Below are 26,743 nucleotides of genomic sequence, written 5' to 3'. Positions count from 1 at the left end.
GCAGCCGCCCGCTTCTTCACGGTGCCGCGGGTTGCCCTTCGCGCCACCACGGCGTCGCTGGCGACGGCGCGCGCAGGTCCAGGCGTTCGCCCATCCGCGGCGTGGTCAGCGCCACGTCGCGCTGCCGCGCCAGCGCGACGATCCGCTCGAACGGTTCGGTCCATGGATGCAGGGCCAGATCGAAGGTGCCGTTGTGGATCGGCATCATCACCTTGCCGCGCACGTCCAGGTGGGCCTGCAGGCTCTGTTCCGGCTGCATGTGCACGCCGGGCCAGCCGGCGTCGTAAGCGCCGGTCTCGACCATCGCCAGGTCGAAGGGACCATGGCGTTCGCCGATGCGGGCAAAGCCATCGAAGTAACCACTGTCGCCGCTGAAAAAGATCCGCGTGCGGCCGGTATCGAGCACCCATGACGCCCACAGCGTGCGGTTGCCATCGGACAGGCCGCGCCCGGAGAAGTGCTGTGCCGGGGTGGCGACGATCCTCAGGCCTTCCACCCGCGTTTCCTGCCACCAGTCCAACTGCTCGATCTTCGCCGCCGGCACACCCCAGGCGGCCAGGCGGTCGCCCACGCCCAGCGCGGTCACGAAGTGCCGCACCTTCGGCGCCAGCGCCAGCACCGCGGCATGGTCGAGATGATCGTAATGGTCATGGGAAATGATCACGCCGGTGATCTCCGGCAGTTCATCGATGGACAGCGGCGGCGCATGGAAACGCCTGGGGCCCATGAACGATATTGGCGAGGCGCGCTCGGAAAACACCGGGTCGGTCAGCCAGAAATGGCCGTCCAGCTTGAGCAGCATGGTCGAATGGCCGAGACGCCACAGGCTGTCGTCCGGCGCCTCCAGCAGCATCTGCCGGGTCAGCCGCTGCACCGGGATCGGCGCCACCGGACTGGCATCGGCCGGCTTGTCGAACAGGAACCGCCACAGCGCGCGGACCGTGCCCGAAAAGCCCAGCGACACCTGGGCCGCGGCATCGGGGTTGTGGAAACGCCCCTCGCCGTATTGCGGCGACTGGTCATAGGCGGCGGCCGGATGGGCCCCGCAGGTCAGCAGTCCGATGGACATGGCGATCAATACCGTCAGGAGGAGAAGGATGCGGGGCAGGCGACGCTTCATCGGGGCTTGCCCTGGAAAGTACACCGGCGAGTCTACTTCCATTTCCAGAAAAGTAAACTGAACGGTGTAAAATAACTCCATGAACGCATCCGGCCGTCCCACCCGACTGACCGACCGCAAGCGCGAGGCCATCCTCCGCGCGGCGGTCGCCGAGTTCCGCGAGTTCGGCTTCGCCGGCACCAGCATGGACCGCATCGCCGCCACCGCCGAAGTCTCCAAGCGCACGGTCTACAACCATTTCAGCAGCAAGGACGAACTGTTCGCCGCCATCCTCTGGCAGCTATGGGAGGCCAGCCAATCACTGGACGCACCCGGCTACGACCCGGCCCGGCCGCTGCGTGAGCAGCTGCTGGGCTTCATCGCGCAGAAGCTGCGCCTGCTCAGCGACGCCAGCTTCATCGACTTGTCGCGGGTGGCCATGGCCGAACTGGTGCATGCCCCGGAGCGTGCGCGGGTGATGATGGACAGACTGGCCGAAAAGGAAGAGGGCCTGACCACCTGGATCCGCGCGGCACAGGCCGATGGCCGCCTGCGCGACGATATCGCCCCGGCCGAAGCCGCCCATCAGCTGCAGGGCATGGTCAAGGCCTTCGCGTTCTGGCCGCAGATCGCGATGGGCGCCGCACCACTGGACACCGTCGCGCAGCAGCGGGTGATGCACGACTGCGTGGACATGTTCCTGGCGCTGCGCGCACCCGCTACTCCCTGAATGCAGCGCAGGGCCGGCATCAGTTGCCGGCTCCGGCAGCCCGCCGCAGGAATCATCGATCGGCTATACGGCGACCGAGCTGACTACAGGTGTCGTTACGTTTGACACTGCGATGGCAAGATCGTCGTTCGTACACTCCGCGAACACGCCCGCCAGGCCCTTCGCAGACATACGCAACGTGCGCACTTCCCTGAAATTGTCATCGCTGTTGTTGTCCGCATTCCCGTTCACCTCCTTCGCCGCCGACCAATGGATCCTCGCCACCGATCTATGGGGCAACACCGCCCGGCAGACCCTGGATCTGGACGTGCAAGGCACGCGTGTCCGCGGAACACTGGGCGGTGACCCGATCACCGGCAGCGTGAACGGCGCGCAGCTGAAGTTCACCGCAACCGGCAGTGACGGGCAGGTCTATCACTACGATGGCCGCATCGATGGCGACCACATGCAGGGCCGCAGCGACGAGCCCGATACCAACAACCGCAGCGCGCGCGTGGCACATGCCTTCAGTGCGTGGCGGGTGCCGGCGCGACCGGACGCTGCACCACGCCTGCATGACTTCACGCCCACCGATTATTCCAACACCTTCAGTGCCGATCGCGCTCCGGTACTGGTGATCTGGCCCGGCGATTCGGTGCAGACCAAAACCCTGGATTCCGGTGGCGTCGACGAGAACGGCATCACCCGCGCCTTGTTCGGCAACCCGCAGGTGGGGCCGTTCTTCGTCGCTGGCGCCGAACCCGGCGATACGCTGGCGATCACCATCAGCTCGCTCAAACTCAACCGCGACTACGCCGACAGCCTCGATGGCATCGTCGGCCGCCTGAAGACGCCGCGCATCGCCACCGAGACCGCGACGCTGGGCAATCCGGTCCGCTGGCAGTTGGATCGCATACGCGGCATGGCACGCCCGCAAGGCGCGAGCGGCGCATTGAAGAACTTCGAGATCCCGGTCAAACCGATGCTCGGCGGCCTCGCCGTTGCACCCGGCTTTGGCTATCCGCCCTTCTCCACCGGCGACACCAGCGACTTCGGCGGCAACATGGATTTCAACGCCGTTGTCCAGGGCAATACGGTTTACCTGGAGGTGCAGCAGCCCGGTGCCTTGCTGTACGCAGGCGACGGCCATGCGCTGCAGGGCGATGGCGAGACCAGCCAATGGGCGCTGGAAACATCACTGGACGTGGTGCTGAAAGTAGAACTGATCAAGAAGCAGTCCATCGCCACGCCACGCGTTGAATCACCCACCCAGATCATGACCCTGGGACAGGCCGGCTCCAGCGACGATGCGCTGCGCCTGGCGACATCAGGGATGCTGCAGTGGCTGCGCCAGTCCCATGGCCTGGATATGTCGCAGGCCACCCAGGTACTGGGGGTGGCAGCGCAGTACAACGTGGTCAATCTTGCTGGCCGCAGCGTTGGCGTGGCGGCGAAGATCGATAAATCGGTATTGAAGGGTCTGCCGGTCGCTGCGGGAAAGGCTGGCGACTGAAGTGCCGTGATCGGAGTTGGACTCCGGCATGCATGACCCGGGCAGGCGCAGCGCGTTGGCTCGCCATCGCAAAGCGCCCGTGTTGCCACTCCATGCCAGCCACCTGCCCTGCCCAATCTGCCTGTTCCCGGTACGCCACACTTGCCCGGGCTGCAGAGCCCTTGCCGTCGCCGGGATGGAAAAACAAACGGCGAGCCGAAGCCCGCCGTCTGCATTGAAGCGCGATTCAGCCGATTACTGCTTCGGCGTCGCGTCCTGCTGCGGCGTCGCTTCAGCCTTGGCGATCATCGCTTCCACCGAGGCGGTGGTGATCGGGTGATAGCCCGGCTTGGCCCTGGCGAACACATCCTTGGCGAAGGCCAGGCCTTCCGGCGTCTTCAGCAGCTCGGTGTAGATCGGCAGGATCAGCTTGCGGCGGCCGACCTTCTGGATGAACTCGCCGGCAGCCGGCTGGGCCTGGGCATAGCCGCTGCGGATGGCCAGCGGATACCAGCGCATGGCGATCTCGCCATTCGCCGTACCGGTGAAGTGGTAGGCCTTGTCCAGCTGCTCGAGCTTGGCCACCGGCACGGTCTTGCCGAGGCCGTCGATGAAGCGCACCCATTCCTGGGTGGTCCACTGGCCGGTCACCTGGTTGCTCGGCAACTGCTCGCTGCCCAGCCAGGCGATGCGCGCGGTATCGACCACGGCGAAGCTGCGCGAACGCGCCTTCGGCGCGAACGACGGAATGCCCGGCTCGTCCAGCCATGCGTGCAGTTCGGCCTCGGTCACCGCGGTCGGGTTCTTCGGCAGCAGGTTCTTCTTCAGGTATTCGACGAACTGGTCGGTGTTGGCGCTCTGGAAGGCGTGGTCGTCGAACCAGCCGCGCAGGAACGGATCGAACACCTCGCGGCCGAACCGCTGCTCCAGGAACTGCAGGAACCACGCGCCCTTGACGTAGGCCACCTGGCTCAGCGCGTCGTCCGGGTCGCGCTCGGTCAGCGGCGGCAGCGCCAGCGCCTGGTCGGCCGGGCTCATGTCCTTCACTTCGTTGAGCAGGTCGGTCTGATCGATCTCGCGCTCCATCTCGGCCGCTTCCTGGCCGTACAGCGCCTCGGTGATGCGCGCCTGCACGTAGGTGGTGAAACCTTCGTTGAGCCAGATGTCCTTCCAGCTGGCGTTGGTCACCAGGTTGCCCGACCAGCTGTGCGCCAGCTCATGGGCGACCAGCGAGACCAGCGACTTGTCGCCGACGATCACGGTCGGAGTGGCGAAGGTCAGGCGCGGATTCTCCATGCCGCCGAACGGGAACGACGGCGGCAGCACCAGCATGTCGTAGCGGCCCCAACGGTACTCGCCGTACAGCTTTTCGGCGGCGCCGATCATCTTCTCGGTGTCCTCGAACTCCTTGGCGGCCTTGTTGACCATGGCCGGCTCGGCCCACACGCCCGAACGCGGCGAGATCGGCTCGAACACCAGGTCGCCGGCGGCGATCGCCAGCAGGTAGGACGGGATCGGCTGCGGCATCTTGAACGTGTAGTCGCCGTCGCGCGCGGCCTTCGGGTCGTTGTCGGCGCTCATCAGCACCATCACGTCCGGGCGGCTGGTGACGTGCGCGCTGTAGGTGAAGCGCACGCTCGGGGTGTCCTGCAGCGGCACCCACGAACGGGCGTGGATGGCCTGCGACTGGCTGAACATGAAGGGCAGCTTCTTGCCCTCGGTCATGGCCGGATCCAGCCACTGCAGGCCGGAGGCGGTCGGCGCGGTGTGGTAGGTGATGCGCACGCTGGCCGGCTGCTCCGGCGCCTGGATGGTCAGCTTGCTGCCGAACACCTTGTCCACCGGCGCCAGCTCGAACTGCAGCGGCGTGGCGGCGCCGTCGGCGGCCATCGCCTCGACCTTGGCGATGGTCAGTTCGCGGGTGTCCAGCACCAACTGCTTCGCACTCTTGTCCTTCCACTCCAGCGCGTAGGTGGCGGTGCCGCCGATCTGCTTCTGGTCGAAATCGACCTTCAGGTCCAGCGCCAGGTCCTTGATGACGACCTTGTCCGGCTCGGCGTAGGAGCTTTCATCGTGGCTGCGGCTGACGGTGTTCACGGCGGCGGCGGGCTTCTCGGCGACGGGATCGGCAACGGGAGCGGCGGGGTCCTTGGCGCAGCCGGCGACGAGCGCGACGGCCAGGGGCAGCATCAGGAAGGGTGAACGCATGGGATTACCTTTGCGGCGGAAAACGGTGGAAAGGAACGTGGGAGCGAGAAAGACAGTGGGAGCCGGCGGCCGCCGCCCCACGCCCTTCGCCTAGATCTTGTAGCCGGAATGGATGGCAACGATGCCGGCGCTGAGGTTCTTGTAGTGGCAGCGGGCGAAGCCGGCCTCGCCCATCATCGCCTTGAGTTCTTCCTGCGGCGGATGCTTGCGGATGCTCTCGGCCAGGTACTGGTAGCTGTCGCCGTCGCCGCGCGCGAACAGCCTGCCCAGCTTCGGCAGCACCTTGAACGAGTGGAAATCGTAGATCGGCTTGAACCAGTCGGCGGTGACCTCGGAGAACTCCAGCACGCGCGCCTGGCCGCCGACCTTGAGCACGCGGTACATCTCGCGCAGCGCGGCGTCCTTGTCGGTGACGTTGCGCAGGCCGAAGGAAATGGTCACCAGGTCGAAGCTCTGGTCCGGGAACGGCAGCGCCTCGGCGTTGAGCTGCACCCACTCGAACCCCGACACCTGGCCGCGGTTGGTCAGGCGGTCGCGGCCCACCGACAGCATGCCGGCGTTGATGTCGCCCAGCACCACGCTGCCTTCATCGCCGATGCGCTCCTTGAGCAGCACGGCGATGTCGCCGGTGCCGCCGGCCAGGTCGAGCACGCGGTCGCCCGGCTTCACCTGCGCGGTGGCAACGAAGTAGCGCTTCCACAACCGATGGATGCCCAGGCTCATCAGGTCGTTCATCAGGTCGTAGTTGTCGGCCACCGACGTGAACACCTGGCCGACAAGCTTCTGCTTGTCCTTGGCCGGCACGTCGCGGAAGCCGAAGTGGGTGGTGCCGCTCTTGTAGGGGGATTCGCTCATACGCCCGATTATCGCACTCCCGCGCCAGCGGCGCGCCGGCGCCCGGGGACGGGCCGCTATCATGGCCGGCCACCCGACGGATGCCCGCCCGATGATCGCCACGCCCGACTACCGCGCCCTGCTCGACACCGCCATCGCCGAGGCCCGCCAGGGCCTGGCCGAGGGCGGCATCCCGATCGGCGCGGCGCTGTACCACAACGATGGCCGCCTGCTCGGCTGCGGCCACAACCGCCGCGTGCAGGAAGGCGACCCGTCGATCCACGGCGAAACCGACGCCTTCCGCAAGGCCGGCCGCCAGCGCGGCTACCGCGACACCCTCATGGTCACCACCCTGGCGCCGTGCTGGTACTGCTCCGGGCTGGTGCGCCAGTTCAACATCGGCACCGTGGTGGTCGGCGAATCGGTGACCTTCGGCGGCGGCATCGACTGGCTGCGCGAGAACGGGGTCAAGGTCATCGACCTGAACGATGCCGGCTGCATCGAGATGATGAGCAGCTACATCGCAGCGAACCCCGAGGTCTGGAACGAGGACATCGGCGAATAAGCATCGCGGCGCCATGGACCCTCACTTTCGACGGGGGCGCAGGGCGTGACGCAACGCACACTCGACTGGCCGCAATCGCGCGCCCGCCACCTGCCTGTCATCGATCCGGGCTATGCTCGGTCGTGCAGGGGGGCACTGCCATCGAGGTGACGCGATGCATCTTCCGCCCGTACATGGACGCCATCGGCAATCGCTGCGCCAGGCCGGCGAACGGCTGCGCGCCTACTATGCCCGCCACCACCGCTCCGCCGCGTTCTGGGATGCCTATCAGCAGATCCAGAACGAACTGGCCGACGAATTCCCCGAGCACCGCGCCGAACTGTGCAACCGCATGGCCGCCTTCGCGCAGCGGTTGGGCGCGGTGGAGGAAGCGCAGCTGCTGGATGCGGCCGTCCATCACGACTGACCAGCCAGGCCATGGAAACGACAACGCCGGGGCATGCCCCGGCGTTGTCGTTTCAGCGAGAGGGAACCGGCGCATTGCCGGCCCCATGCCGGTCATCACGCCCGCGGCGATTCCCCGTTCCCGGCAAGGCGCCGGCGGTTGAACAGGCGCTGCACCACCACGAAGAACAGCGGGATGAAGAACAGGCCCAGCAGGGTGCCGGCGATCATGCCGCCCAGCACGCCGGTACCGATGGCGCGCTGCGCGCCCGAACCGGCGCCCGAGGCGATGGCCAGCGGCAGCACGCCCAGGCCGAACGCCAGCGAGGTCATCACGATCGGCCGCAGGCGGTCGCGCACCGCGTGCATCGTCGCCTCGATCACGCCCGCGCCCTTCTCCAGGTTCTCCTTGGCGAACTCGACGATCAGGATCGCGTTCTTCGAGGTCAGGCCCACCGTGGTCAGCATCGCCACCTGGAAGTAGACATCGCGCTCCATGCCGCGGAAGGTATTGGCCAGCACCGCGCCGAGGATGCCCAGCGGCGCCACCATCAGCACCGCGGTGGGCACGCTCCAGCTTTCGTACAGCGCGGCCAGGCACAGGAACACGATCAGCAGCGACAGCGTGTACAGCAGCGGCGTCTGCGAACCGGCCTCGCGTTCCTGGTAGGACACCGCGGTCCACTCGATGCTGAAGCCCGGCGGCAGCTGGCTGGCCAGCTTTTCCACTTCCCGCATCGCATCGCCCGAGGCCACGCCCGGCGCGGCCTCGCCCTGGATCTCCAGCGCGGAGACGCCGTTGTAGCGTTCCAGGCGCGGCGAACCGTAGTCCCAGCGCTGGCTGGCGAAGGCCGAGAACGGCACCATCTGCCCGGCGCTGTTCTTCACCGTCCACAGGTTGAAGTCTTCCGGATTCATGCGGAAGCCATCGTCGGCCTGCATGTAGACGCGCTTGACCCGGCCACGGTCGATGAAGTCGTCGACGTAGCTCGAACCCCACGCGGTGGCCAGGGTGCTGTTGATCGCGTCCAGCGACAGTCCGTGCGCGCCGGCCTTGGCCACGTCGATGTCCAGGCGCAGCTGCGGGGTGTCGTCCAGGCCATTGGGGCGGACGTTGGCCAGCTTGCCGCTCTTGCCCGCCATGCCCAGCAGCTGGTTGCGCGCGTTGACGAGCGCATCGTGGCCCTGCCCGGTGTTGTCCTTCAGGAAGAAGGTGTAACCCGAGGCGGTACCCAGTTCCGGCATCGCCGGCGGCGGGAAGGCGAAGATGAAGGCGTCCTTGATCTGCCCCAGCGCGGCCATCGCGCGGCCGGTGATCGGCCCCACTCCATCCTTGGCACCGCGGTCCTTCCAGTCCTTGAGCTTGACGAAGGCCATGCCCGAGTTCTGGCCCATGCCGGAGAAGCTGAAGCCCTGCACCGAGAACACCGATTCCACGGCGTCCTTCTCGTTCTGCAGGAAGTGGTCTTCCAGCTTGTAGATCGACTCCAGCGTGCGCTCCTGGGTGGCGCCCACCGGCGCCTGCACCAGCGCCATCAGGATGCCCTGGTCCTCGTTGGGCAGGAACGAACTGGGCAGGCGCACGAACAGCAGGCCCATCGCGACCGCCAGCACCAGGAACACCGCCATGAACCGCCACGGCCGGGCCAGGATGCCGCGCACGCCGCGCTGGTAGCTGCCGCTGGTGCGATCAAAGCCGTTGTTGAAGCCATTGAAGAAACGTCCGGCCAGGCCGCGGTGGGCAACGTGGTGCTCGCCCTTCTTCAGCGGCTTGAGCATGGTCGCGCACAGCGCCGGGGTCAGCACGATCGCCACCAGCACCGACAGCGCCATCGCCGAGACGATGGTCGCCGAGAACTGGCGGTAGATCACGCCGGTGGAGCCGCTCATGAACGCCATCGGCACGAACACCGCCGACAGCACCAGGCCGATGCCGACCAGCGCGCCGGTGATCTGGCCCATCGACTTGCGCGTGGCTTCCAGCGGCGACAGTCCTTCCTCGGACATGATGCGCTCGACGTTCTCCACCACCACGATGGCGTCGTCCACCAGCAGGCCGATCGCCAGCACCATGGCGAACATGGTCAGCATGTTGATCGAGAAGCCCAGCGCGGCGAGGATGCCGAACGTGCCCAGCAGCACCACCGGCACCGCGATCGTCGGGATCAGCGTGGCGCGGAAGTTCTGCAGGAACAGGTACATCACCAGGAACACCAGCACGATCGCCTCGAGCAGGGTCTTGACCACGCCCTTGATCGACACCTTCACGAACGGCGTGGTGTCGTACGGGATCACTGCCTTCAGGCCGCGCGGGAAGTTGGCCGCCAGTTCGTCCAGGGTCCTGCGCACGCCCTCGGAGGTATCCAGCGCGTTGGCGCCGGTGGCCAGGGTGACGGCCAGGCCCGAAGCGGGCTTGCCGTTGTAGCGGGTCACGAAGTCGTAGGTTTCCGCGCCCAGTTCCACGCGTGCGATGTCACCCAGCTTCAGCGTCGAGCCGTCGGCCTCGGTGCGCAGCACGATGTCGCGGAACTGCTGCGGGGTCTGCAGGCGGTCCTGCGCGTTGATGGTGGCGTTGAGCTGCTGGCCCTTCACCGCCGGCGCGCCGCCCAGCTGGCCCACGGCCACCTGCGCGTTCTGCGCGCGCACCGCCGCGGTCACCTCGTCCACCGAGACGCGGTAGGTCTGCAGCTTGTTCGGGTCCAGCCAGATGCGCATGGCGTACTTGCCGCCGAACACCTGGATCGAGCCCACGCCCGGCACGCGGCTGAGCGGGTCCAGGACGTTGGAGCCGACGTAGTCGGAGATGTCGTGCTCGTCCATGCTGCCGTCCTCGGACACGAAGCCGACGACGTTGAGGAAGCCCGAGCTGGACTTGGCGACGTTGATGCCCTGGCGCTGCACTTCCTGCGGCAGCAGCGGCATGGCCAACTGCAGCTTGTTCTGCACCTGCACCTGGGCGATATCCGGGTTGGTGCCGCTCTCGAAGGTCAGGGTGATGCTGGCCTGGCCGTTGGAGGAGCTGTTGGACGAGAAGTAGATCAGCCCGTCCAGGCCCTTCATGTTCTGCTCGATGATCTGCGTCACCGAGTCCTCGACCACCTTGGCCGAAGCGCCCGGATAGTTGGCCGAGATCGATACCGCGGGCGGCGCGACCTCCGGGTACATCGAGATCGGCAGCTTGAGCATCGCCAGCGCGCCGGCGAGCATGATGATGATGGCGATGACCCACGCGAAGATGGGCCGGTCGATAAAGAAGCGAGCCATGTGGTTCTCCGCTTACTGCTTTGCGGCCGGTGCCGCCGGAGCGGCGGCGGGCTTGGCGGCGTCGGCCCCCTTCTCGGTGGCCTGCACCGGCATGCCTGGGCCGATCTTCTGCAGGCCCTCGACGATGACCTTGTCGCCGGCCTTCAGGCCGTCCTCGACCAGCCACTTGTCGCCGATGGCGCGGCTGACGGTGACCTGGCGCAGCGCGACCTTGCCTTCGCCGTCGACCACCATCGCGCTGGTGTTGCCCCGGGGATCGCGGGCGATGCCCTGCATCGGCACCAGCAGCGCATCCTGGCGCACGCCGCTGCCCAGCACCGCGCGCACGAACATGCCCGGCATCAGCACCTGGTCGGGGTTCTCCACGCGCACGCGCAGGCCGTAGCTGCCGGTGCCCGGGTCGACGCTGACCTCGGAGAACTCCAGCGTGCCCTTGTGGGCGAAGGTGCTGCCGTCCTCCAGCACGATGTCCACCGGCAGTTCGGACGCGCCCTGCAGGCGGCCGGCGGCCAGTTCGCGGCGCAGCTGCAGCAGCTCGGCCGAGGACTGGCTGACGTCGATGTAGATCGGGTCGAGCTGGTTGATCGTGGCCAGCGCTTCGGCCTGGCCGGCGCTGACCAGCGCGCCCTGGGTGACGCTGGACTTGCCGATCTGGCCGCTGATCGGCGCGGTGATGCGGGCGTAGCCCAGGGTCACGTTGGCCGCGTCCAGCGCGGCGCGGGCGGCGCCGACGTCGGCCTCGGCCTGCTTCCACGCGGCCTGCGTGTTCTCGTCGTCCTGCACACTGATGACCCGGCTCTTGACCAGTTCGCTGCTGCGGCGCGCGGCCAGGCGCGCGGCGCTGGCGCTGGCCTCGGCGCGGGCCAGCTGCGCGCGGGCGTTGTTGGCCTGGGCGCGGTAGGCGGCATCGTCGAGCTGGTACAGCGGCTGGCCCTGCTTGACCAGGCTGCCTTCGGTGAACAGGCGCTTGGCCACGATGCCGTTGACCTGCGGGCGCACCTCGGCCACCTGGTAGCCGGTGGCGCGACCGGCCAGTTCGCGGGTCAGGGTGACCGGCTCGGCCTTCAGGGTGACCACGGTGACCTGCCCGGGGCCGCCGGCCTGCTGCGGCGGCTGTCCCCCACAGGCGGCCAGGGCGCCGGCGACCAGCAGTGACAGGAGGACAGGGCGGAGAATCGATCGGCTCATGGCAGGAAGACTCGCTGAGGGGGAGAAGCCATGCGACCCGGCCGGTTCCGCGTCCGGAAGGAAGCGGGCGGCCAGCGGCGGCGCACGGGGGAAACCCGCGCACATTACCGCGATCGGATGACGGAAAAAGAGCGCGGAAGGATACATACATGCATGTCTGTTTGTAAATTGCTAGAATTCAGACGTGTTTCACATGAGCTGTGCACAACAGCGGTGCGATGGCGCGCAAGAGCAAAGAAGACGCACAGGCAACCCGCGAGGGCATCCTCGACGCGGCGGTCGCCTGTTTCCACGAACACGGCGTGGTCGGCACCACGCTGGCGATGATCGCCGCGCGCGCCGGCTATACCCGCGGCGCGGTGTACTGGCACTTCAAGAACAAGACCGAAGTGCTGGAAGCGATGATCGAGCGCGACCGCATGCCGTTCGTGCAGCGCCTGCAGCGCACCTATGCGCCGCAGCGGCAGACGCCGATCCAGGACCTGCGCACCGTCATCCGCGTCTCGCTGGCGGAACTGGCCGGCGACCCGCGCCAGCGCAGCCTGATGGAGATCCTGCTGCGCTGCGAACAGTCCAGCGAGAGCCAGAGCATCCAGGCCATGCAGCGCCAGAACTCGCAGGAAGAACTGGACATGGTCACCCGCGCGCTGGAGCGGGCGCGCGAACTGGGGCAGCTCCGCCCCGGCGTCGATGCCGCCACCGCCAGCCGCATGCTGCACATCAGCCTGACCGGCGCGCTGTACAACGCCATGGCGCAGCCGGAGGAATACGACCTCGAGCGCGATGGCCTGATGGTGATGGACGTGGTGCTGCAGGCCTATGCCCGCGATGAAGTCTTCCAGCCGGGCGTGTTCCCGGAAGAAGCCGACAGCGCTGGCTGGGACGCCTGATCCGGCGGAACGGCCAGCACGCCGCACCATCGTCCCGGGCCGATGCGACTCGCCCCCCTTCCGCCGCTCGATGCGCCAGCAGCGCGGCTGCCACTGGCCCCACCCCTCCCATGCAACTGGCGCTATGCGCCTCCTGTGCGCCGCCGCACGCTGCGGCCACCAGGAGGAAGACATGACGACGAATTCGGATCTACTGCAGCGCCGTGCGGCCAGCGTGCCGCGCGGCATAGGCTCGGCCATGGGCGTCTTCGCCGCGCGCGCGGAGAACGCGGAACTGTGGGACGTGGAAGGCCGGCGCTACATCGACTTCGCCGCCGGCATCGCCGTCACCAACACCGGCCACCGCCATCCGCGGATCATGGCCGCGGTGCAGGCGCAGCTGGAGCGGTTCACCCATACCGCGTTCCAGGTGTCGGCCTACGAGTCCTACATCGCGCTGGCCGAGCGCCTGAACGCCATCGCCCCCATCGCCGGCCCGGCCAAGACCCTGCTGCTGTCCACCGGCGCCGAGGCGGTGGAGAACGCGATCAAGATCGCCCGTGCCGCCACCGGCCGCCGCGCCGTGGTGGCGTTCGCCGGCGGCTTCCACGGCCGCAGCTTCATGGCGATGGCGCTGACCGGCAAGACCGCGCCGTACAAGCGCGGCTTCGGCCCGCTGCCGGGCGAGGTGTACCACCTGCCGTTCCCGGTCGAACACCACGGCATTGGCGTGGCCGACAGCCTGCAGGCGCTGGAACAACTGTTCCGCGCCGACGTCGCCGCCGACGAGGTAGCCGCGATCATCATCGAGCCGGTGCAGGGCGAAGGCGGGTTCCACGCCGCGCCGACCGAGCTGCTGCAGGCGCTGCGCGGGATCGCCGACCTCCACGGCATCGTGCTGATCGCCGACGAGGTGCAGACCGGCTTCGCCCGTACCGGGCGCCTGTTCGGCATCGAGCATTCCGGGGTGAAACCCGACCTGATCACCGTCGCCAAGTCGCTGGCCGGCGGCTTTCCGCTGTCCGGGGTGATCGGCCGCGCCGACGTGATGGATGCGGTCGACCCGGGTGGGCTGGGCGGTACCTACGCCGGCTCGCCGGTGGCCTGCGCCGCCGCGCTGGCGGTACTGGACGTGATCGCCGAGGAGCGGCTGGCCGAGCGCGCCCGCGCCATCGGCGCACGCACCCTCGAACGCCTGCAGGGCTTCGCCGCGCGCGCGGACCTGCGCCCGATCGGCAACGTGCGTGGCCGCGGCGCGATGATTGCTTTCGACCTGCTCGCCACGCAGGGAGGCGACGAACCCGATCCGGCCGCCGCCCAGGCGGTGCTGCGCCGCGCGCACGCGCTGGGGTTGGTGCTGCTGGGTTGCGGCAGCCGCGGCGAGGCCATCCGCCTGCTGTTCCCGCTGACCATTCCCGAGGCGGTGCTGGACGAAGGCCTGGACCTGCTGGAGCAGGCGCTGCAGCCGCAGGCGTGATCCGCGAACCGGCCGCCGCCATGGCCGGGCTCGCATCCATGGCGGCGGCGCGGCTACCCTCGGTGAAACCCGCCCGCCCCGCCCGATGACCGGCAGCGGCCTCCGGAGCATGCCGCAGATGAAATCCGAAACACGCAGTCTCGATCTGCTCAACCTGGCCCTGGACCCGGCCGCGCCGTTGAGCCTGCAACTGCAACTGCGGCAGAAGCTGGTCGATGCCATCCATTGCGGCGTGCTGCGCCCGGACCAGCGGCTGCCGTCCTCGCGCCACCTGGCCGCGCGCATCGGCGTGTCGCGCAACACCGTCAGCCTCACCTACGACGCGCTGCTGGCCGAAGGCCACCTGGTCAGCCGTCCGCGCAGCGGCATTTTCATCGCCCCGGACGTCGCCGCCGGCCGCATCGGCACCCGCCAGCGCGGCGGCGAACCGACCTCGGCGCTGGCCACGCGCCTGCCGGCCGTCGCCGAGGACAATGGCTTCCGCTGTCCGCAGCACTGGCACCGCTACCCGTTTCCCTTCATCGACGGCCGCGTCGATGCCGAACTCACGCCAGTGGTCGAATGGCGCGAGGCATTGCGGCTGGCCGGTTCGCGCCATGAGCTGCAGCAGTGGAACCAGGACGCCGGCGATGGCGACGACCCGGCGCTCACCGAGGAAATCCGCGGCAAGGTACTGCCGATGCGCGGCATCCAGGCCGGCGCCGACGAACTGCTGATGGCGCTGTCCTGCCGCCATGCGCTGCAGCTGGCCGGCGAACTGCTGGTACGGCGCGGCACCCCGGTGGTGCTGGAGCAGCCGGCCGACCCCGAGTTCGAGCGGCGCATGCGCGAACGCCATGCCGACATCTCCACGCTGGACCCGGCGCTGCGCCAGCCGCTGCCGCCCGGCGCGGTGGTGGTCGGCAGCGGCCGCCGCGCGTTCGCCGCCGGCTCGCCGCGGCCGCGACAGCTGCTCGACGCGCTGGCCGCCGCCGACGCGGTGCTGATCGAACACGACGTGCCGCCCGACGTACCCGGCGCAGAGCGCGTGGCGCCGGCGCTGCGCGCCTTCGACCAGGACGGACGGGTGATCCACATCGCCAGCCTGTCGCCGGTGGTGGCCTGCGGCGAGCCGCCGGCGGTGCTGGTGGCGACCAATGCCTTCATCGAGCGCGCGCGCCAGCTGCGGCGCAACCGCGGCACCACCCTGCCCTGGCTCGTGCAGCGCAGTTGGGCCTACTTCATCGGCATGGGCCATTACTCGGCCGCGCTGGTGCGCGCCGGGCGACGCCTGGCAGAGCGCCGCATCGCCCTGCGCGACGCGCTGAACCACTACCTGCACGAATTCGTCGCCATCGACACCACGCCCGGCGCCAGCGCCTATGACGTCAGCGTGCCGGCTGGCACCGACGCGCGCGAGCTGGCGCGGCATGCGGCCGGCATCGGCGTGCTGGTGGAACCGCTGCAGCTGGGCGACGGCCGCCAGGTCCTGCGCATGGGTGTGACCGGCATCGCCGCGGCGCAGATCCGCGAAGGCGTGCGCACCCTGTCGCGGCTGGTGCGCGGCGACCTGGCCCCGGCCACGCGGCGCATCGAGGACGACCTGCCGCCGCTGCGCGGCAAGGCGCTGCGCCGTGCCATGAACGGCGCGCACTGGCTCTACAACACCGTCTACGGCGAGCCGTGCACGCTGGAGATCCGCGCCGACGGCACCCTGGCCGGCACCGCCGGCTACGCCGGCGAGGACTGCGACAACGGCCACTGGTGGATCGAGGACGACCGCTGGTACCGGCAGTGGCGGCAATGGGCCTACGGCGAAGCCGCCGGCTACGCGCTGGTGCTCGATGGCGACCAGCTGCGCCTGTACGGCGAGGACGGCCTGCTCGCCGACACCGCGGTGCTGACACGCCCGGGCCGCCCGCGCCCCCGCGACTGACCCCATCGATTTCCCCGGACTGGCTCTAAGCGCGCCCGCCTGCAGCCCCTACCGTCGAAGCGTCGGCCATACCAACGGGGAACCACCTTGCAGGCATCAGCACATACCGGCAGCCACCGCGGCACGTTCGGCATCGCCGGGTTGCAACTGGCCATGGCGCCGGGCGACAACCTGCCGCGCATCGCCGCCGAGGTCGGCGCGGTCGCACGGCGCTTTCCCTGGGTACGCATGGTGCTGCTCGGCGAACTGTGCGGCTATGGCGCCAACCCCTGCTTCGCGCAACCGCTGCCCGGCGACGCCGAGCAGTTCTTCAGCAACCTGGCGCGCGAGCATGGGCTGTGGCTGGTGCCCGGTTCGCTGTACGAACAGCACGGCGAGGCGGTGTTCAACACCACGCCAGTGATCGACCCGCAGGGCCGCGTGGTCGCGCGCCACCGCAAGCTGTATCCGTTCGAGCCCTACGAGCGCGGCATCGCCTCCGGTGACGGGTTCGTGGTGTTCGACGTGCCCGGCGCCGGCCGCTTCGGCGTGTCGATCTGCTACGACATGTGGTTCCCGGAAACCACGCGCTCGCTGGTGACGCTGGGCGCGGAGGTGATCCTGCACCCGACCATGACCAACACCATCGACCGCGAGGTGGAGATCGCCATCGCCCGCGCCAGCGCCGCCACCAACCAGTGCTACTTCGTGGACATCAACGTCGCCGGCGAGCTGGGCGTGGGCCGCTCGGTGGTCTGCGGCCCGGGCGGCGAAGTGCTGCACCAGGCCGGCAGTGGCCGCGAGGTGATCGCCTTCGAAGTGGACTTCGCCCACCTGCAGCACTGCCGCGAGCACGGCTGGCAGGGGCTGGGGCAGCCGCTGAAGAGCTTCCGCGACCATCGGCTGGCATTTCCCGCCTATGGCGCCGCGCGCGCGCCGTCGGCCGCACTCGATGCGCTCGGGCCGCTGCGGCTGCCCGGCCACGACTGACCGCCTTGCACTTCCGCCACGTTCCACGATTCTTTCTTTTGCCGGGGAGGCCGAGAAAATGAACCACGAACACGCACGCAGCACCCGTCGTCCACCGCGCGTCCGGCCGCTGGCCGCCGCGATCTTCGCCGGCCTGCTCGCGCACGCCCCGGCCTTCGCCCAGCAGGCCGGCGCCAGGGCGGGAGAGCAGGCGACCGACCTGGACCGCATCGTCGTCACCGCGCAGGGCCGCGAGCAGGACATCGTCGCGGTGCCGTACAACATCAGCGCCGTGTCCGGCGAAGCCATCGAGCAGCAGAACATCCTCGACACCGCCGAGCTGATGCGCGGCGTGGCCGGCGTGGCGGTGGTGGACCGCGGCGCGCGCAACTCCAGCGTGGTCAGCGGCATCCGCATCCGCGGCCTCAACGTGGACAGCTCCGCATTGGGCGACTACGCCGTGTCGGCGATGTCCACCGTGGCGACCTACGTGGACAAGACCCCGCTGTTCGCCAATTTCCTGCTCTCGGACATCGACCGGGTGGAAGTGCTGCGCGGCCCGCAGGGCACGCTGTACGGCTCGGGCGCGCTGGGCGGCGCGGTGCGCTTCCTGCTGCGCCAGCCGGACCTGGGCGGCTTCGATGCGCGCGTGAGCTACAGCGCCTCCAGCGTCGACGGCTCCAGCGGCATCGGCCACGCCGGCTCGGCGATGGTCAATGTGCCGCTGTCGGACACCGTCGCGATGCGCCTGAACGTCACCCGCAACGATTTCCCCGGCGCCACCGACTACCGCAACGTCTACAAGCTCGACAGCAACGGCCTGCCGACCGCACCGGACGGCGTACTTGCCGATACCGCCGAATACGAGAACCGCCGCGACGCCGATTTCGTACGCCAGAACTACGGCCGCGCCTCGCTGCTGTTCAAGCCCAGCGACCGCTTCGACCTGACCCTGAGCTACATGGCGCAGGCCGACCGCTTCGGCGGCCGCCGCGCCACCAGCCTGGGCAAGGACGGCTGGGGCGTGCCCTACCGCGACCTGGAAGTCGGCTCGGTGCAGCTGGAGCCAGCCGCGCGTCACGTCAACCTGACCAGCCTGGAAGCCAACATCGACCTCGGCTTCGCCACCCTGACCTCCAGCACCTCGCACTACAACCACGAAGGCGACATCACCAGCGAGAACACCGGCTTCTACGCGCAGAACGGCTGGCTCGGCTTCTACTACAACTACCCGCGGCCGATGGCTTCGGCGGTACGCGGCTACGGCGAGAAGGCCTTCACCCAGGAACTGCGACTGACTTCGCAGACCGGCGGCGCCTTCGACTACGTGCTCGGCGCCTACTACCAGGACCAGAAGCGCTTCGCCACGCAGGTCAGCTACCTGCGCGGCTTCAAGCGCTGGTGGGACGCGGCCTTCCCCGGCGCGAAGGCGGCGGTGATCGGCGACGTGGACTTCGACTACCGCCAGGACGAGCGCTTCAAGGAAACCGCGCTGTACGGCGAACTGACCTGGCACGCCAGCGAACGCCTGCAGTTCACCGGCGGCTTCCGCCATTTCCGCCACGACGCCGACACCGCGGTGGCGCAGACCACCAGCAACTGGGCGTCGATCGTGGACAGCTCGCAGTCGCACGGCAGCGAGCGCGACACCCGCACCCTGTTCAAGGGCAACCTGTCCTGGTCCTTCGACGCCGACAACCAGCTCTACGCCACGGTCTCCGAAGGCTATCGGCGCGGCGGCACCAACGGCACGCCGACCACCGGCAACTTCGCCGAGAGCCGGGCCTGGACCACCTACCGCTCCGACACCGTGCGCAACCACGAGCTGGGCGTGAAGGGCCGCGTCGGCCGCCACACCTACAACGCCAACCTGTTCTACGTCGACTGGAAGGACCCGCAGGTCAACAGCTCGACAACCAACTGGGGCTTCTTCGCGGTGCAGAACGCGCCCAAGGCCAGCACCCGCGGTGTCGAGCTGGAACTGGCCGGCGGCATCGGCACCGGTTTCGGCTACAACCTCGGCTACACCTGGACCAAGGCGCAGCTGGAAGCCGACGCCATGGCCGTGGATGGCAGCTACCTCTACGGACACAAGGGCGACGTACTGCCCGGCGTTCCGAAGCACCGCTACAACGCCGCCGGCAACTACGGCATTCCCATCGGCGGCGGCCTGCTGACTCTGCGCGCGGACGCCTACTACCAGTCCGAATCGCAGAACGCGCTCAGCCTCAACCCCAAGTACCGGCGCACGCTCGATGGCTTCCCGATCTTCAACGCCTCGGCGACCTGGAGCCAGGGCAACTGGGACACCACGCTGTGGCTGAAGAACCTGACCAACGAGCAGGGCATCAGCGGCGTCTACACCGAGCAGTACATGGGCACCGCGCCAGCCGAGGGCTACTACGGCAACGGTTCCAAGGCGCTGGTGGCGTTGCCGCGCACCGTCGGCGTCAGTTTCAGCTACCGTTTCTGACATGCCCAGCGCGCACCCGACTGCTCCTTCGACCGCCGCCGATGCCCTGCGGCGGATCGACCAGCACCACCGTTCGGGCCAGCGCGAGGCCTGCATCGCCGCGATGCGCGCCCTGTCCGGCGACGCCGCCGGGCAACCGGCGCTGCTGCAGGAACTGGGACTGCGCTACACCCTGCTCGGCCTGCACCACGAGGCCGAGCAGTGCTATGCGCAGGCGCGCACCCTGCAGCCGGACGATCCGCCCAGCCTCTACAACCACGCCACCGCGCTGACCGCGCTGGGGCGGCTGGACGAGGCGGAGGCGACGCTGGACCGGGTGATCGAACTGGCGCCGCAGGACGCCGACGCCTGGTACAACCGCGCCACGCTGCGCAGGCAGGCGCCGCAGCGCAACCATGTGGCGCAGATCGAAGGACGGCTGGCGCAGGTGACCGCCAACGACGAAGCGCAGATCGCGTTGAACTACGCGCTGTCCAAGGAGCAGGAAGACCTCGGCGAACACGCCGCCGCCTTCGCCGCACTCCGGCGTGGCGCCGATGCACGCCGGCAACGCATGCAGTACCGGGTCGAGGACGATCTGGAAACGATGCAGCTGATCGCCGCTACCTTCGACACCGGTTTCTTCGCACAAACACACGCCGGCCACGACGACGCGCGCCCGCTGTTCGTCGTCGGCCTGCCGCGCAGCGGCACCACGCTGGTGGACCGCATCCTCGGCGCGCACCCGGCGGTGGTCAGCCGCGGCGAAAGCGCCGATCTGGCCCAGGCGGTGGTGCGCGCCGCCAGTCCGGCCGCCAGCAAGGCCGAACTGGTGCGACGCTCGGCGCAGGCCGATTTCGCCGCGCTAGGCCGCGACTACTCGTCCACGCTGCCAGCCGGCGCGCCGGCACGGGTGATCGACAAGACGCCCGGCAACTTCCTGTACCTGGCGCTGGTCGCCGCCGCGCTGCCGCAGGCGCGCATCGTGCACCTGCGGCGCAATCCCATGGACGCCTGCTATGCCATGTACAAGACGCTGTTCCGCATGGCCTACCCGTTCTCCTACGACCTGGAAGACCTGGCGCGCTACTGGCTGGGCTACGACGCGCTGATGGCGCACTGGCGTGCGCTGCTGCCGCCGGACCGTTTCCTCGAGATCGACTACGAAGCGCTGGTCGATGACCAGGAAGCGGTGAGCCAGCACCTGCTCGCGCACACCGGGCTGGCCTGGGACGAAGCCTGCCTGCATTTCGAGCGCAATCCGCAGCCGACCCTGACTGCCAGCGCGGCGCAGGTGCGGCAGCCGATCTACCGCTCCTCGGTCGGCCTGTGGCGACGCTACGAACACGAACTGGCATCGCTGCGCCGACATTTCGAGAACGCCGGCGTACGCATCGACGACGCGCCGGCTGCGGCCTGCGCGGGATCGGCGGCATGAACACCGCGCCACGCGACGCCGTCCCCGCCGCGGCCAGCGACCGGCTGTGGCTGTACGCCCTGCTGGCGCTGGTTGCCACTGCCGGTTTCTTCTACGTCAACATCATGGCCGCCATCGTCGATGGCCTGGTCACCGCGCTGGGCTTCAGCAACCCGCAGGCCGGCACGGTCGGCGCCGCCAACATCTACGGCGCCAGCGCCGGCAGCTTCGCCGCGGTGCTGCTGGTACGGCGCATCGCCTGGCGGCCGGCGCTGTTCGCGCTGCTGTCGCTGTTGCTGCTGCTTGACCTTGGCTCCACCCCGGTGCGCGACCCCGCCGTGCTCACCGCGCTGCGCGCGCTGCACGGTTTCGTCGGCGGCATGGCGGTGGGCGTGGCCTATTCGGTCATCGCCCGCACCCGCTCGCCTGACCGCGCCTTCGGCATGCTGCTGCTGGTGCAGTTCGGCCTCGGCGGACTGGGAGTAATGTTCCTGCCGACGCTGGTGCCCGAGTACGGCGCGCGCATCCTGTTCCTGTCGCTGGCCGCGTTGACCGCCTGCGCACTGGTGGCGCTGGCGGCGCTCCCGCGGCTGGACCCGGCGCAATCGACGCAGGCAAGCGCGGGCACCCGCCTGTCCGCATCGGCGCGCACCACCGCCTTGTTCACGCTGCTGGCATTGTTCCTGTTCCAGGGCGGCAACATGGCGCTGTCGGCCTTCATCATCCGCCTCGGCGAACACGTGCAGCTGCACCGCGACTTCATTGGCCAGGCGCTGGGCTGGGCGACCTGGATCGGCGCGGCCGGCGCCGGGCTGGTGATCGTCATGGGCACGCGCTTCGGCCGCCTGCGGCCGCTGCTGGTGGCGCTGCTGCTCACCCTGGCCGGCACCGCCGGGTTCTTCTGGAGCGCGGCCGCGCCGGTGTACTTCATCGCCAACGTCGGCACCGCCATCACCTGGTCGTTCGTGGTGCCCTACCTGTTCGGCATGCTCTCGCGGCTGGACGGTTCCGGCCGGCTGGCCACGCTCGGCGGCTTCGTCTCCAAGCTGGGGCTGGCCTCCGGCCCGATGCTGGCCGGGGGACTGCTGGCCCATGACGACTTCAACCTGCTGATCGCGGTGGCGATCGTTGCGCTGGCGCTGTCCGGTGTGGCGACGCTGGCCGCCGCGCGGCGCATCGACACCCTGGAAACCCACGCATGAATGCCACCGCCTCACCGCTTCCGCTGGCCGATCCCGGCCTGCTGCGCACGCACTGCCCGATCGACGGGCAATGGCAGGCCGCCGACAGTGGCGCCACCTGCGAGGTCGCCAACCCCGCCACCGGCGCCGTGCTCGGCACCGTACCGGACATGGGCGCGGCCGAGACCCGCCGCGCCATCGCCGCCGCGCACGCTGCCTTCCCCGCCTGGTCGAAGAAGACCGCGAAGGAACGCGCGCAGGTGCTGCGCCGGCTCTACCAGCTGATGATGGACCATCAGGATGACCTCGCCATCCTGATGACCGCCGAACAGGGCAAGCCATTGGCCGAGGCCAGGGGCGAAGTGGCGTACTCGGCCAGCTTCATCGAGTGGTTCGGCGAGGAGGCCAAGCGCATGTACGGCGAGACCATCCCCGGCCATGCCGCCGACAAGCGGATCATGGTGCTGCGCCAGCCGCTGGGCGTGGTCGCGGCGATCACCCCGTGGAACTTCCCGTCGGCCATGCTCGGCCGCAAGCTCGGTCCGGCGCTGGCCGCCGGCTGCACCGTGGTGTGCAAGCCGGCATTGCAGACACCGTACTCGGCGCTGGCGCTGGCGGTGCTGGCCGAGCGCGCCGGGCTGCCTGCGGGTGTGCTCAACATCGTCACCGGCTGCGACGCGGCCGCCATCGGCACCGAGATGACCGGCAACCCGCAGGTGCGCAAGCTCAGCTTCACCGGCTCCACCGGCGTCGGCAAGAAACTGATGGCGCAGTGCGCCGAAGGCATGAAGCGGGTCTCACTGGAACTGGGCGGCAACGCGCCGTTCATCGTGTTCGACGACGCCGACCTCGACGCCGCGGTGGAAGGCGCCATCGCCAGCAAGTTCCGCAACACCGGGCAGACCTGCGTCTGCGCCAACCGGCTGTTCGTGCACGAGGCCGTCTACGACACCTTCGCCGACAAGCTGTGCGAGGCGGTGAAGAAGCTGCGCGTCGGCGATGGCCTCGCTGGTGCGACCGACCAGGGCCCGCTGATCGACGGCAAGGCGCTGGAAAAGGTGCAGGAACACGTCGCCGACGCGCAGGCCAGGGGCGCGCGCGTGGCGCTGGGCGGTAAACCGCATGCGCTGGGCGGCACCTTCTACGAGCCGACCGTGCTGCTGGACGTGACCGCCGGCATGCGCATCGCCCAGGAGGAAACCTTCGGTCCGGTCGCGCCCCTGTTCCGCTTCGGCAGCGAACAGCAGGCCATCGCGCTCGCCAACGACACCGAAGCCGGACTGGCCGGCTACTTCTATACCCACGACCTCGCCCGCGCCTTCCGCGTCGCCGAGGCGCTGGAATGCGGCATCGTCGGCATCAACACCGGGCTGATCTCCACCGAAGTCGCGCCATTCGGTGGCATCAAGCAGTCCGGCGTCGGCCGCGAAGGCTCACGGCACGGCCTGCACGATTACACGGAGCTGAAGTACGTCTGCCTCGGGGGCATCTGATGGCCGTGGCGCGCGCGTTCGCAGGCCTGCTGGCGCTGCTCGCCGCCGGCAGCACCGGCGCGCGCGACCTGCTCGATCGCGATGCCCTGCTGTCGGGCAGCTACCGCCAGCCCGTCGATCTGGCCGCCTACGCGCCAACACCCGACGCCCAGCCGGCCACGCAGCATTTCGAAGGCCGCCTGCGCCTGCGCGGGCAAGCGGCCACCCGCACCCTGCTCGCGCTGGACGATTTCCTTGGCCGCGGCGACATCGCGCAGGCGCGCACGCTGCCGCAGGATTTCGAACTGTCTTTCGTCCAGGACGGCGACACGCTGATCCCAGCCAGGCGCGGCCCGCAGCCGGGCAACCACCCATGGTGGGAATTCGCGGTCGAACCGGGTCGGGTCTGGGACGAACCCGGCGACGGCGGCTACAGCCGCGCCGCGATCCCGTTCGCGCTGGTGCAGCGCAACGCAAACTGCACCCACAACGGCGTATTGATGGTGTTGTTCCGCAGCGACGGCGCGGTATCGCACGCGGCCATGCAGGTAAGCAGCGAAACCTGCCACTACCTGCAGCTGGACATGTGGGGAATGCTGGACGCCGGCTACCTGCCCGGACCGGTCGCCGCGCGCGATGCGCTGATTGCCGGGCACAGGCGCGAAGTCGCCGCGCGCCTGCCGGTGCGGCCGCTGTCGTCGCTGGCGCAGGAGCATCCCGGCATCGATCCCGACGGATTCGCCATTGGCGCACCACGCGCGCGCAGTACCCATGGTGTGGTGGTGAACGGCATCCACTATCGTGGCGATTGCGACACCCGCCACGGCGCGTATCCCTATTGCGACGCGCTGCTGCTGCCGTCGTACTCGGTCGCCAAATCGGCGGTGGCCGGGCTGGCGCTGATGCGGCTGGAACGCCTTCATCCCGGCATCGCCGCCCAGCCGGTCGCCGCGCATGCGCGCGCCAGCGGCTGCCTGGACCGGCGCTGGCAGGGCGTGACCTTCCTGGATCTGCTGGACATGGCCACTGGCCAGTACGACTCGCCGGCCTACATGGCCGACGAGGACGACGCGCGCGTGCGCGATTTCTTCGCCCCCGATACCCATGCGCCACGGCTGGCCTTCGCCTGCGAGGCCTATCCGCGCCATGACCCGCCCGGCACGCGCTGGGTCTACCACACCTCCGACACCTACCTGCTCGGCACGGTCATGCAGGACGCGCTGCGCCGCCTGCCCGGCCGCGAACGCGACGACGTGTTCGACGACGTGCTGTGGGCCGACGTGTTCGGCCCGCTCGGCCTGAGCCCCACCGCGCGCGCCACCCGCCGCAGCCACGACGAGGCGCGGCAACCGTTCTTCGGCTGGGGACTGACCCTGCTGGGCGACGATGTCGCCAGGCTGGCGCGCTTCCTCGGCGAGTGGCAGGGCCGCATCGACGGCCGCGACGTGTTCGCTCCCGCGCTGTTCGAGGCGGCGATGCAGCGCGATCCCGCGCATCGCGGCCTGCAGGTCGCCACGCTCGAACGCTTCCGCTACCAGCACGGTTTCTGGGCGCGCGACCTGCAGGCCGAACTCGGCTGCGAGCGCCCGGCGTGGACGCCGTTCATGTCCGGCTTCGGCGGCATCACCGTGGCGATGTTCGCCAACGGCGTGGCCTGGTACAGCGTCGCCGACGACGGCCAGCTGGCCTCGATCGATTTCGCCGCGCCCGCGCGCGAAGCGGCGAAGCTGGGGCCGATCTGTTCCGCAGAACCAGTGGAAGTGACGGAATCAAAAACACCGTAGCAGCGGCTTCAGTCGCGAAGGGCTTCAGCGAAGAAAGTCCCATCGCGACTGCAGCGCTCCTACGGAAAACAGCGCTGCGGGTTACAGGATGTAGCGGCTCAGGTCCGGGTCCTGCACCAGCTCGCCCAGGTGACTGTCCACATAGGCGGTGTCGATGGCGAGGGTCTCCCCGTCGCGGTCCGGCGCCTCGTAGCTGAGCGTATCCAGCAGCCGCTCCAGCACCGTGTGCAGGCGGCGGGCGCCGATGTTCTCCTGGCGCTCGTTGACCTGGAAGGCGATCTCGGCCAGGCGCTCGATGGCATCGGCGGTGAAGCTCACCTTGACGCCCTCGGTGGCCAGCAGCGCCTCGTACTGCTTGGTCAGCGCCGCCTTCGGTTCGGTGAGGATGCGCACGAAGTCGTTCTTGCTGAGCGCGCCCAGCTCCACGCGGATCGGGAAGCGGCCCTGCAGTTCCGGGATCAGGTCGCTGGGCTTGGCCAGGTGGAACGCGCCGGAGGCGATGAACAGGATGTGGTCGGTCTTGACCGTGCCGTACTTGGTGGACACGTTGGAGCCTTCCACCAGCGGCAGCAGGTCGCGCTGCACGCCTTCGCGCGAGACATCGCCGCCAGACGAGTTCGAATCGCCGCGCTTGGCGACCTTGTCGATCTCGTCGATGAACACGATGCCGTGCTGCTCGCAGGCCTCGATGGCGGCGCTGCGGATATCGTCCTCGTTGACCAGCTTGCCGGCTTCCTCTTCCACCAGCAGCGGGCGCGCGGCCTTGATGGTCAGCGTGCGCTTGTTCGACTTGCCGTTGCCCAGGTTGGCGAACATCGAGCGCAGCTGCTGGCCCATTTCCTCCATGCCCGGCGGGGTCATGATGTCCATGCTGACGTTGGCCGCCACTTCCAGTTCGATCTCGCGCTCGTCCAGCTCGCCGTTGCGCAGCATGCGCCGGAACTTGATACGGGTTTCGTTGTCCTGCGCCGACGGTTCGTTGCGCGCGGCCTCCGGGTCGAACCCGATGCCGACGCTGCGGCGCGGCAGCAGCGCGTCGAGGATGCGGTCCTCGGCCTTTTCCTCGGCCTGGGTGCGCACGCGCACCTTGGCCTGCTCGCGGTACAGCTTGACCGCGGTATCGGCCAGGTCGCGGACGATCTGCTCCACGTCTTTGCCGACGTAGCCGACCTCGGTGAAGCGCGTGGCCTCGACCTTCACGAACGGCGCGTTGGCCAGCGTGGCCAGGCGGCGCGCGATCTCGGTCTTGCCGACGCCGGTCGGACCGATCATCAGGATGTTCTTGGGCATCACCTCGTTGCGCAGCTCAGGCACCAGCTGCATGCGCCGCCAGCGGTTGCGCAGGGCGATGGCGACCGCGCGCTTGGCATCGTGCTGGCCGACGATGTGCCGGTCCAGCTCCTGCACGATCTCGCGCGGGGTCATGGTGGCGGAGGAAACTTCGATCTTGTGGTTCATGGAGTACTCGCAATCGTTGGTCGAAGG

At 68.9% G+C, this 26,743-nt stretch carries 19 protein-coding genes; 13 read left to right on the top strand and 6 right to left on the bottom strand.

The window, feature by feature from the left end; genetic code table 11:
• Nucleotides 1-16: 16 nt before the first annotated feature.
• Nucleotides 17-1,069 carry an MBL fold metallo-hydrolase gene (locus AC1DGW_RS14105; protein ID WP_478024060.1) on the bottom strand — a complete coding sequence of 351 codons (1,053 nt, stop codon included), beginning with the start codon at nucleotides 1,067-1,069 and terminating at the stop codon, nucleotides 17-19.
• 130 nt (nucleotides 1,070-1,199) lie between these two features.
• Here AC1DGW_RS14105 and AC1DGW_RS14100 point away from each other — a divergent pair, with 130 nt between their 5' ends.
• Both AC1DGW_RS14100 and AC1DGW_RS14095 read left to right on the top strand, forming a co-directional pair.
• Nucleotides 1,200-1,829, top strand: coding sequence for a TetR/AcrR family transcriptional regulator (locus AC1DGW_RS14100; protein WP_478024058.1), 630 nt, complete (start codon nucleotides 1,200-1,202; stop codon nucleotides 1,827-1,829).
• Nucleotides 1,830-2,007: 178 nt separating this feature from the next.
• Nucleotides 2,008-3,321 carry an acetamidase/formamidase family protein gene (locus AC1DGW_RS14095; RefSeq protein WP_478024055.1) on the top strand — a complete coding sequence of 438 codons (1,314 nt, stop codon included), beginning with the start codon at nucleotides 2,008-2,010 and terminating at the stop codon, nucleotides 3,319-3,321.
• A gap of 234 nt (nucleotides 3,322-3,555) precedes the next feature.
• Here the strand turns inward: AC1DGW_RS14095 and AC1DGW_RS14090 are convergent, their stop codons facing one another.
• Entirely contained in the window at nucleotides 3,556-5,508 is a 1,953-nt protein-coding gene (locus AC1DGW_RS14090; RefSeq protein ID WP_478024053.1) for a M1 family metallopeptidase, read from the bottom strand.
• Nucleotides 5,509-5,598: 90 nt separating this feature from the next.
• The gene (ubiE, locus tag AC1DGW_RS14085; RefSeq protein ID WP_153191062.1) at nucleotides 5,599-6,363 is read right to left on the bottom strand and encodes a bifunctional demethylmenaquinone methyltransferase/2-methoxy-6-polyprenyl-1,4-benzoquinol methylase UbiE; all 765 of its coding nucleotides are present in this window, start codon (nucleotides 6,361-6,363) and stop codon (nucleotides 5,599-5,601) included.
• Nucleotides 6,364-6,454: 91 nt separating this feature from the next.
• On the opposite strand from ubiE, the gene AC1DGW_RS14080 reads away from it, so the two are divergent.
• Together AC1DGW_RS14080 and AC1DGW_RS14075 are read left to right on the top strand one after the other, a co-directional pair.
• Nucleotides 6,455-6,907, top strand: a complete 453-nt coding sequence (locus tag AC1DGW_RS14080) for a nucleoside deaminase (protein WP_478024050.1) — start codon at nucleotides 6,455-6,457, stop codon at nucleotides 6,905-6,907.
• 154 nt (nucleotides 6,908-7,061) lie between these two features.
• The gene (locus tag AC1DGW_RS14075) at nucleotides 7,062-7,313 is read left to right on the top strand and encodes a hypothetical protein (protein ID WP_478024048.1); all 252 of its coding nucleotides are present in this window, start codon (nucleotides 7,062-7,064) and stop codon (nucleotides 7,311-7,313) included.
• A gap of 95 nt (nucleotides 7,314-7,408) precedes the next feature.
• On the opposite strand, the gene smeE is transcribed toward AC1DGW_RS14075, so the two are convergent.
• Nucleotides 7,409-10,555, bottom strand: a complete 3,147-nt coding sequence (smeE, locus tag AC1DGW_RS14070; RefSeq protein WP_478024046.1) for a multidrug efflux RND transporter permease subunit SmeE — start codon at nucleotides 10,553-10,555, stop codon at nucleotides 7,409-7,411.
• A gap of 12 nt (nucleotides 10,556-10,567) precedes the next feature.
• Complete coding sequence (locus AC1DGW_RS14065) at nucleotides 10,568-11,743, bottom strand: efflux RND transporter periplasmic adaptor subunit (protein ID WP_478024044.1); 1,176 nt, start codon at nucleotides 11,741-11,743, stop codon at nucleotides 10,568-10,570.
• Nucleotides 11,744-11,961: 218 nt separating this feature from the next.
• Between AC1DGW_RS14065 and AC1DGW_RS14060 the strand changes: the two genes are divergently transcribed.
• The 9 genes from AC1DGW_RS14060 to AC1DGW_RS14020 all read left to right on the top strand — a co-directional run bounded on the left by AC1DGW_RS14060 (nucleotide 11,962) and on the right by AC1DGW_RS14020 (nucleotide 25,258).
• Nucleotides 11,962-12,633, top strand: coding sequence for a TetR family transcriptional regulator (locus AC1DGW_RS14060; RefSeq protein ID WP_478024041.1), 672 nt, complete (start codon nucleotides 11,962-11,964; stop codon nucleotides 12,631-12,633).
• Nucleotides 12,634-12,805: 172 nt separating this feature from the next.
• Nucleotides 12,806-14,089, top strand: coding sequence for a 4-aminobutyrate--2-oxoglutarate transaminase (gene gabT, locus AC1DGW_RS14055; protein WP_478024038.1), 1,284 nt, complete (start codon nucleotides 12,806-12,808; stop codon nucleotides 14,087-14,089).
• 118 nt (nucleotides 14,090-14,207) lie between these two features.
• Nucleotides 14,208-16,004, top strand: a complete 1,797-nt coding sequence (locus AC1DGW_RS14050; RefSeq protein ID WP_478024036.1) for an aminotransferase-like domain-containing protein — start codon at nucleotides 14,208-14,210, stop codon at nucleotides 16,002-16,004.
• Nucleotides 16,005-16,091: 87 nt separating this feature from the next.
• Nucleotides 16,092-16,973 carry a carbon-nitrogen hydrolase family protein gene (locus tag AC1DGW_RS14045; protein ID WP_478024033.1) on the top strand — a complete coding sequence of 294 codons (882 nt, stop codon included), beginning with the start codon at nucleotides 16,092-16,094 and terminating at the stop codon, nucleotides 16,971-16,973.
• 58 nt (nucleotides 16,974-17,031) lie between these two features.
• Complete coding sequence (locus AC1DGW_RS14040; RefSeq protein ID WP_478024031.1) at nucleotides 17,032-19,425, top strand: TonB-dependent receptor; 2,394 nt, start codon at nucleotides 17,032-17,034, stop codon at nucleotides 19,423-19,425.
• A 1-nt stretch (nucleotide 19,426) separates the two neighbouring features.
• A complete protein-coding gene (locus AC1DGW_RS14035) occupies nucleotides 19,427-20,842 on the top strand; it encodes a sulfotransferase family protein (protein ID WP_478024028.1) in 1,416 nt (471 codons plus the stop codon).
• Nucleotides 20,839-22,023 (top strand): MFS transporter, encoded by a 1,185-nt coding sequence (locus tag AC1DGW_RS14030; protein ID WP_478024026.1) that lies wholly within the window; start codon nucleotides 20,839-20,841, stop codon nucleotides 22,021-22,023. The genes AC1DGW_RS14035 and AC1DGW_RS14030 overlap by 4 nt, the downstream gene beginning before the upstream one ends.
• The gene (locus tag AC1DGW_RS14025) at nucleotides 22,020-23,495 is read left to right on the top strand and encodes an NAD-dependent succinate-semialdehyde dehydrogenase (RefSeq protein WP_478024024.1); all 1,476 of its coding nucleotides are present in this window, start codon (nucleotides 22,020-22,022) and stop codon (nucleotides 23,493-23,495) included. The genes AC1DGW_RS14030 and AC1DGW_RS14025 overlap by 4 nt, the downstream gene beginning before the upstream one ends.
• Nucleotides 23,495-25,258, top strand: coding sequence for a serine hydrolase (locus AC1DGW_RS14020; protein WP_478024022.1), 1,764 nt, complete (start codon nucleotides 23,495-23,497; stop codon nucleotides 25,256-25,258). The genes AC1DGW_RS14025 and AC1DGW_RS14020 overlap by 1 nt, the downstream gene beginning before the upstream one ends.
• A gap of 81 nt (nucleotides 25,259-25,339) precedes the next feature.
• On the opposite strand, the gene hslU is transcribed toward AC1DGW_RS14020, so the two are convergent.
• Nucleotides 25,340-26,716, bottom strand: coding sequence for an ATP-dependent protease ATPase subunit HslU (gene hslU, locus AC1DGW_RS14015; protein WP_478024021.1), 1,377 nt, complete (start codon nucleotides 26,714-26,716; stop codon nucleotides 25,340-25,342).
• Nucleotides 26,717-26,743 lie beyond the last annotated feature (27 nt).

Source organism: Stenotrophomonas sp. 05N423 (genome assembly GCF_056397145.1).
The sequence above is the reverse complement of the archived record's forward strand: the minus strand, read 5'-3'. Positions and strand labels throughout refer to the sequence as shown.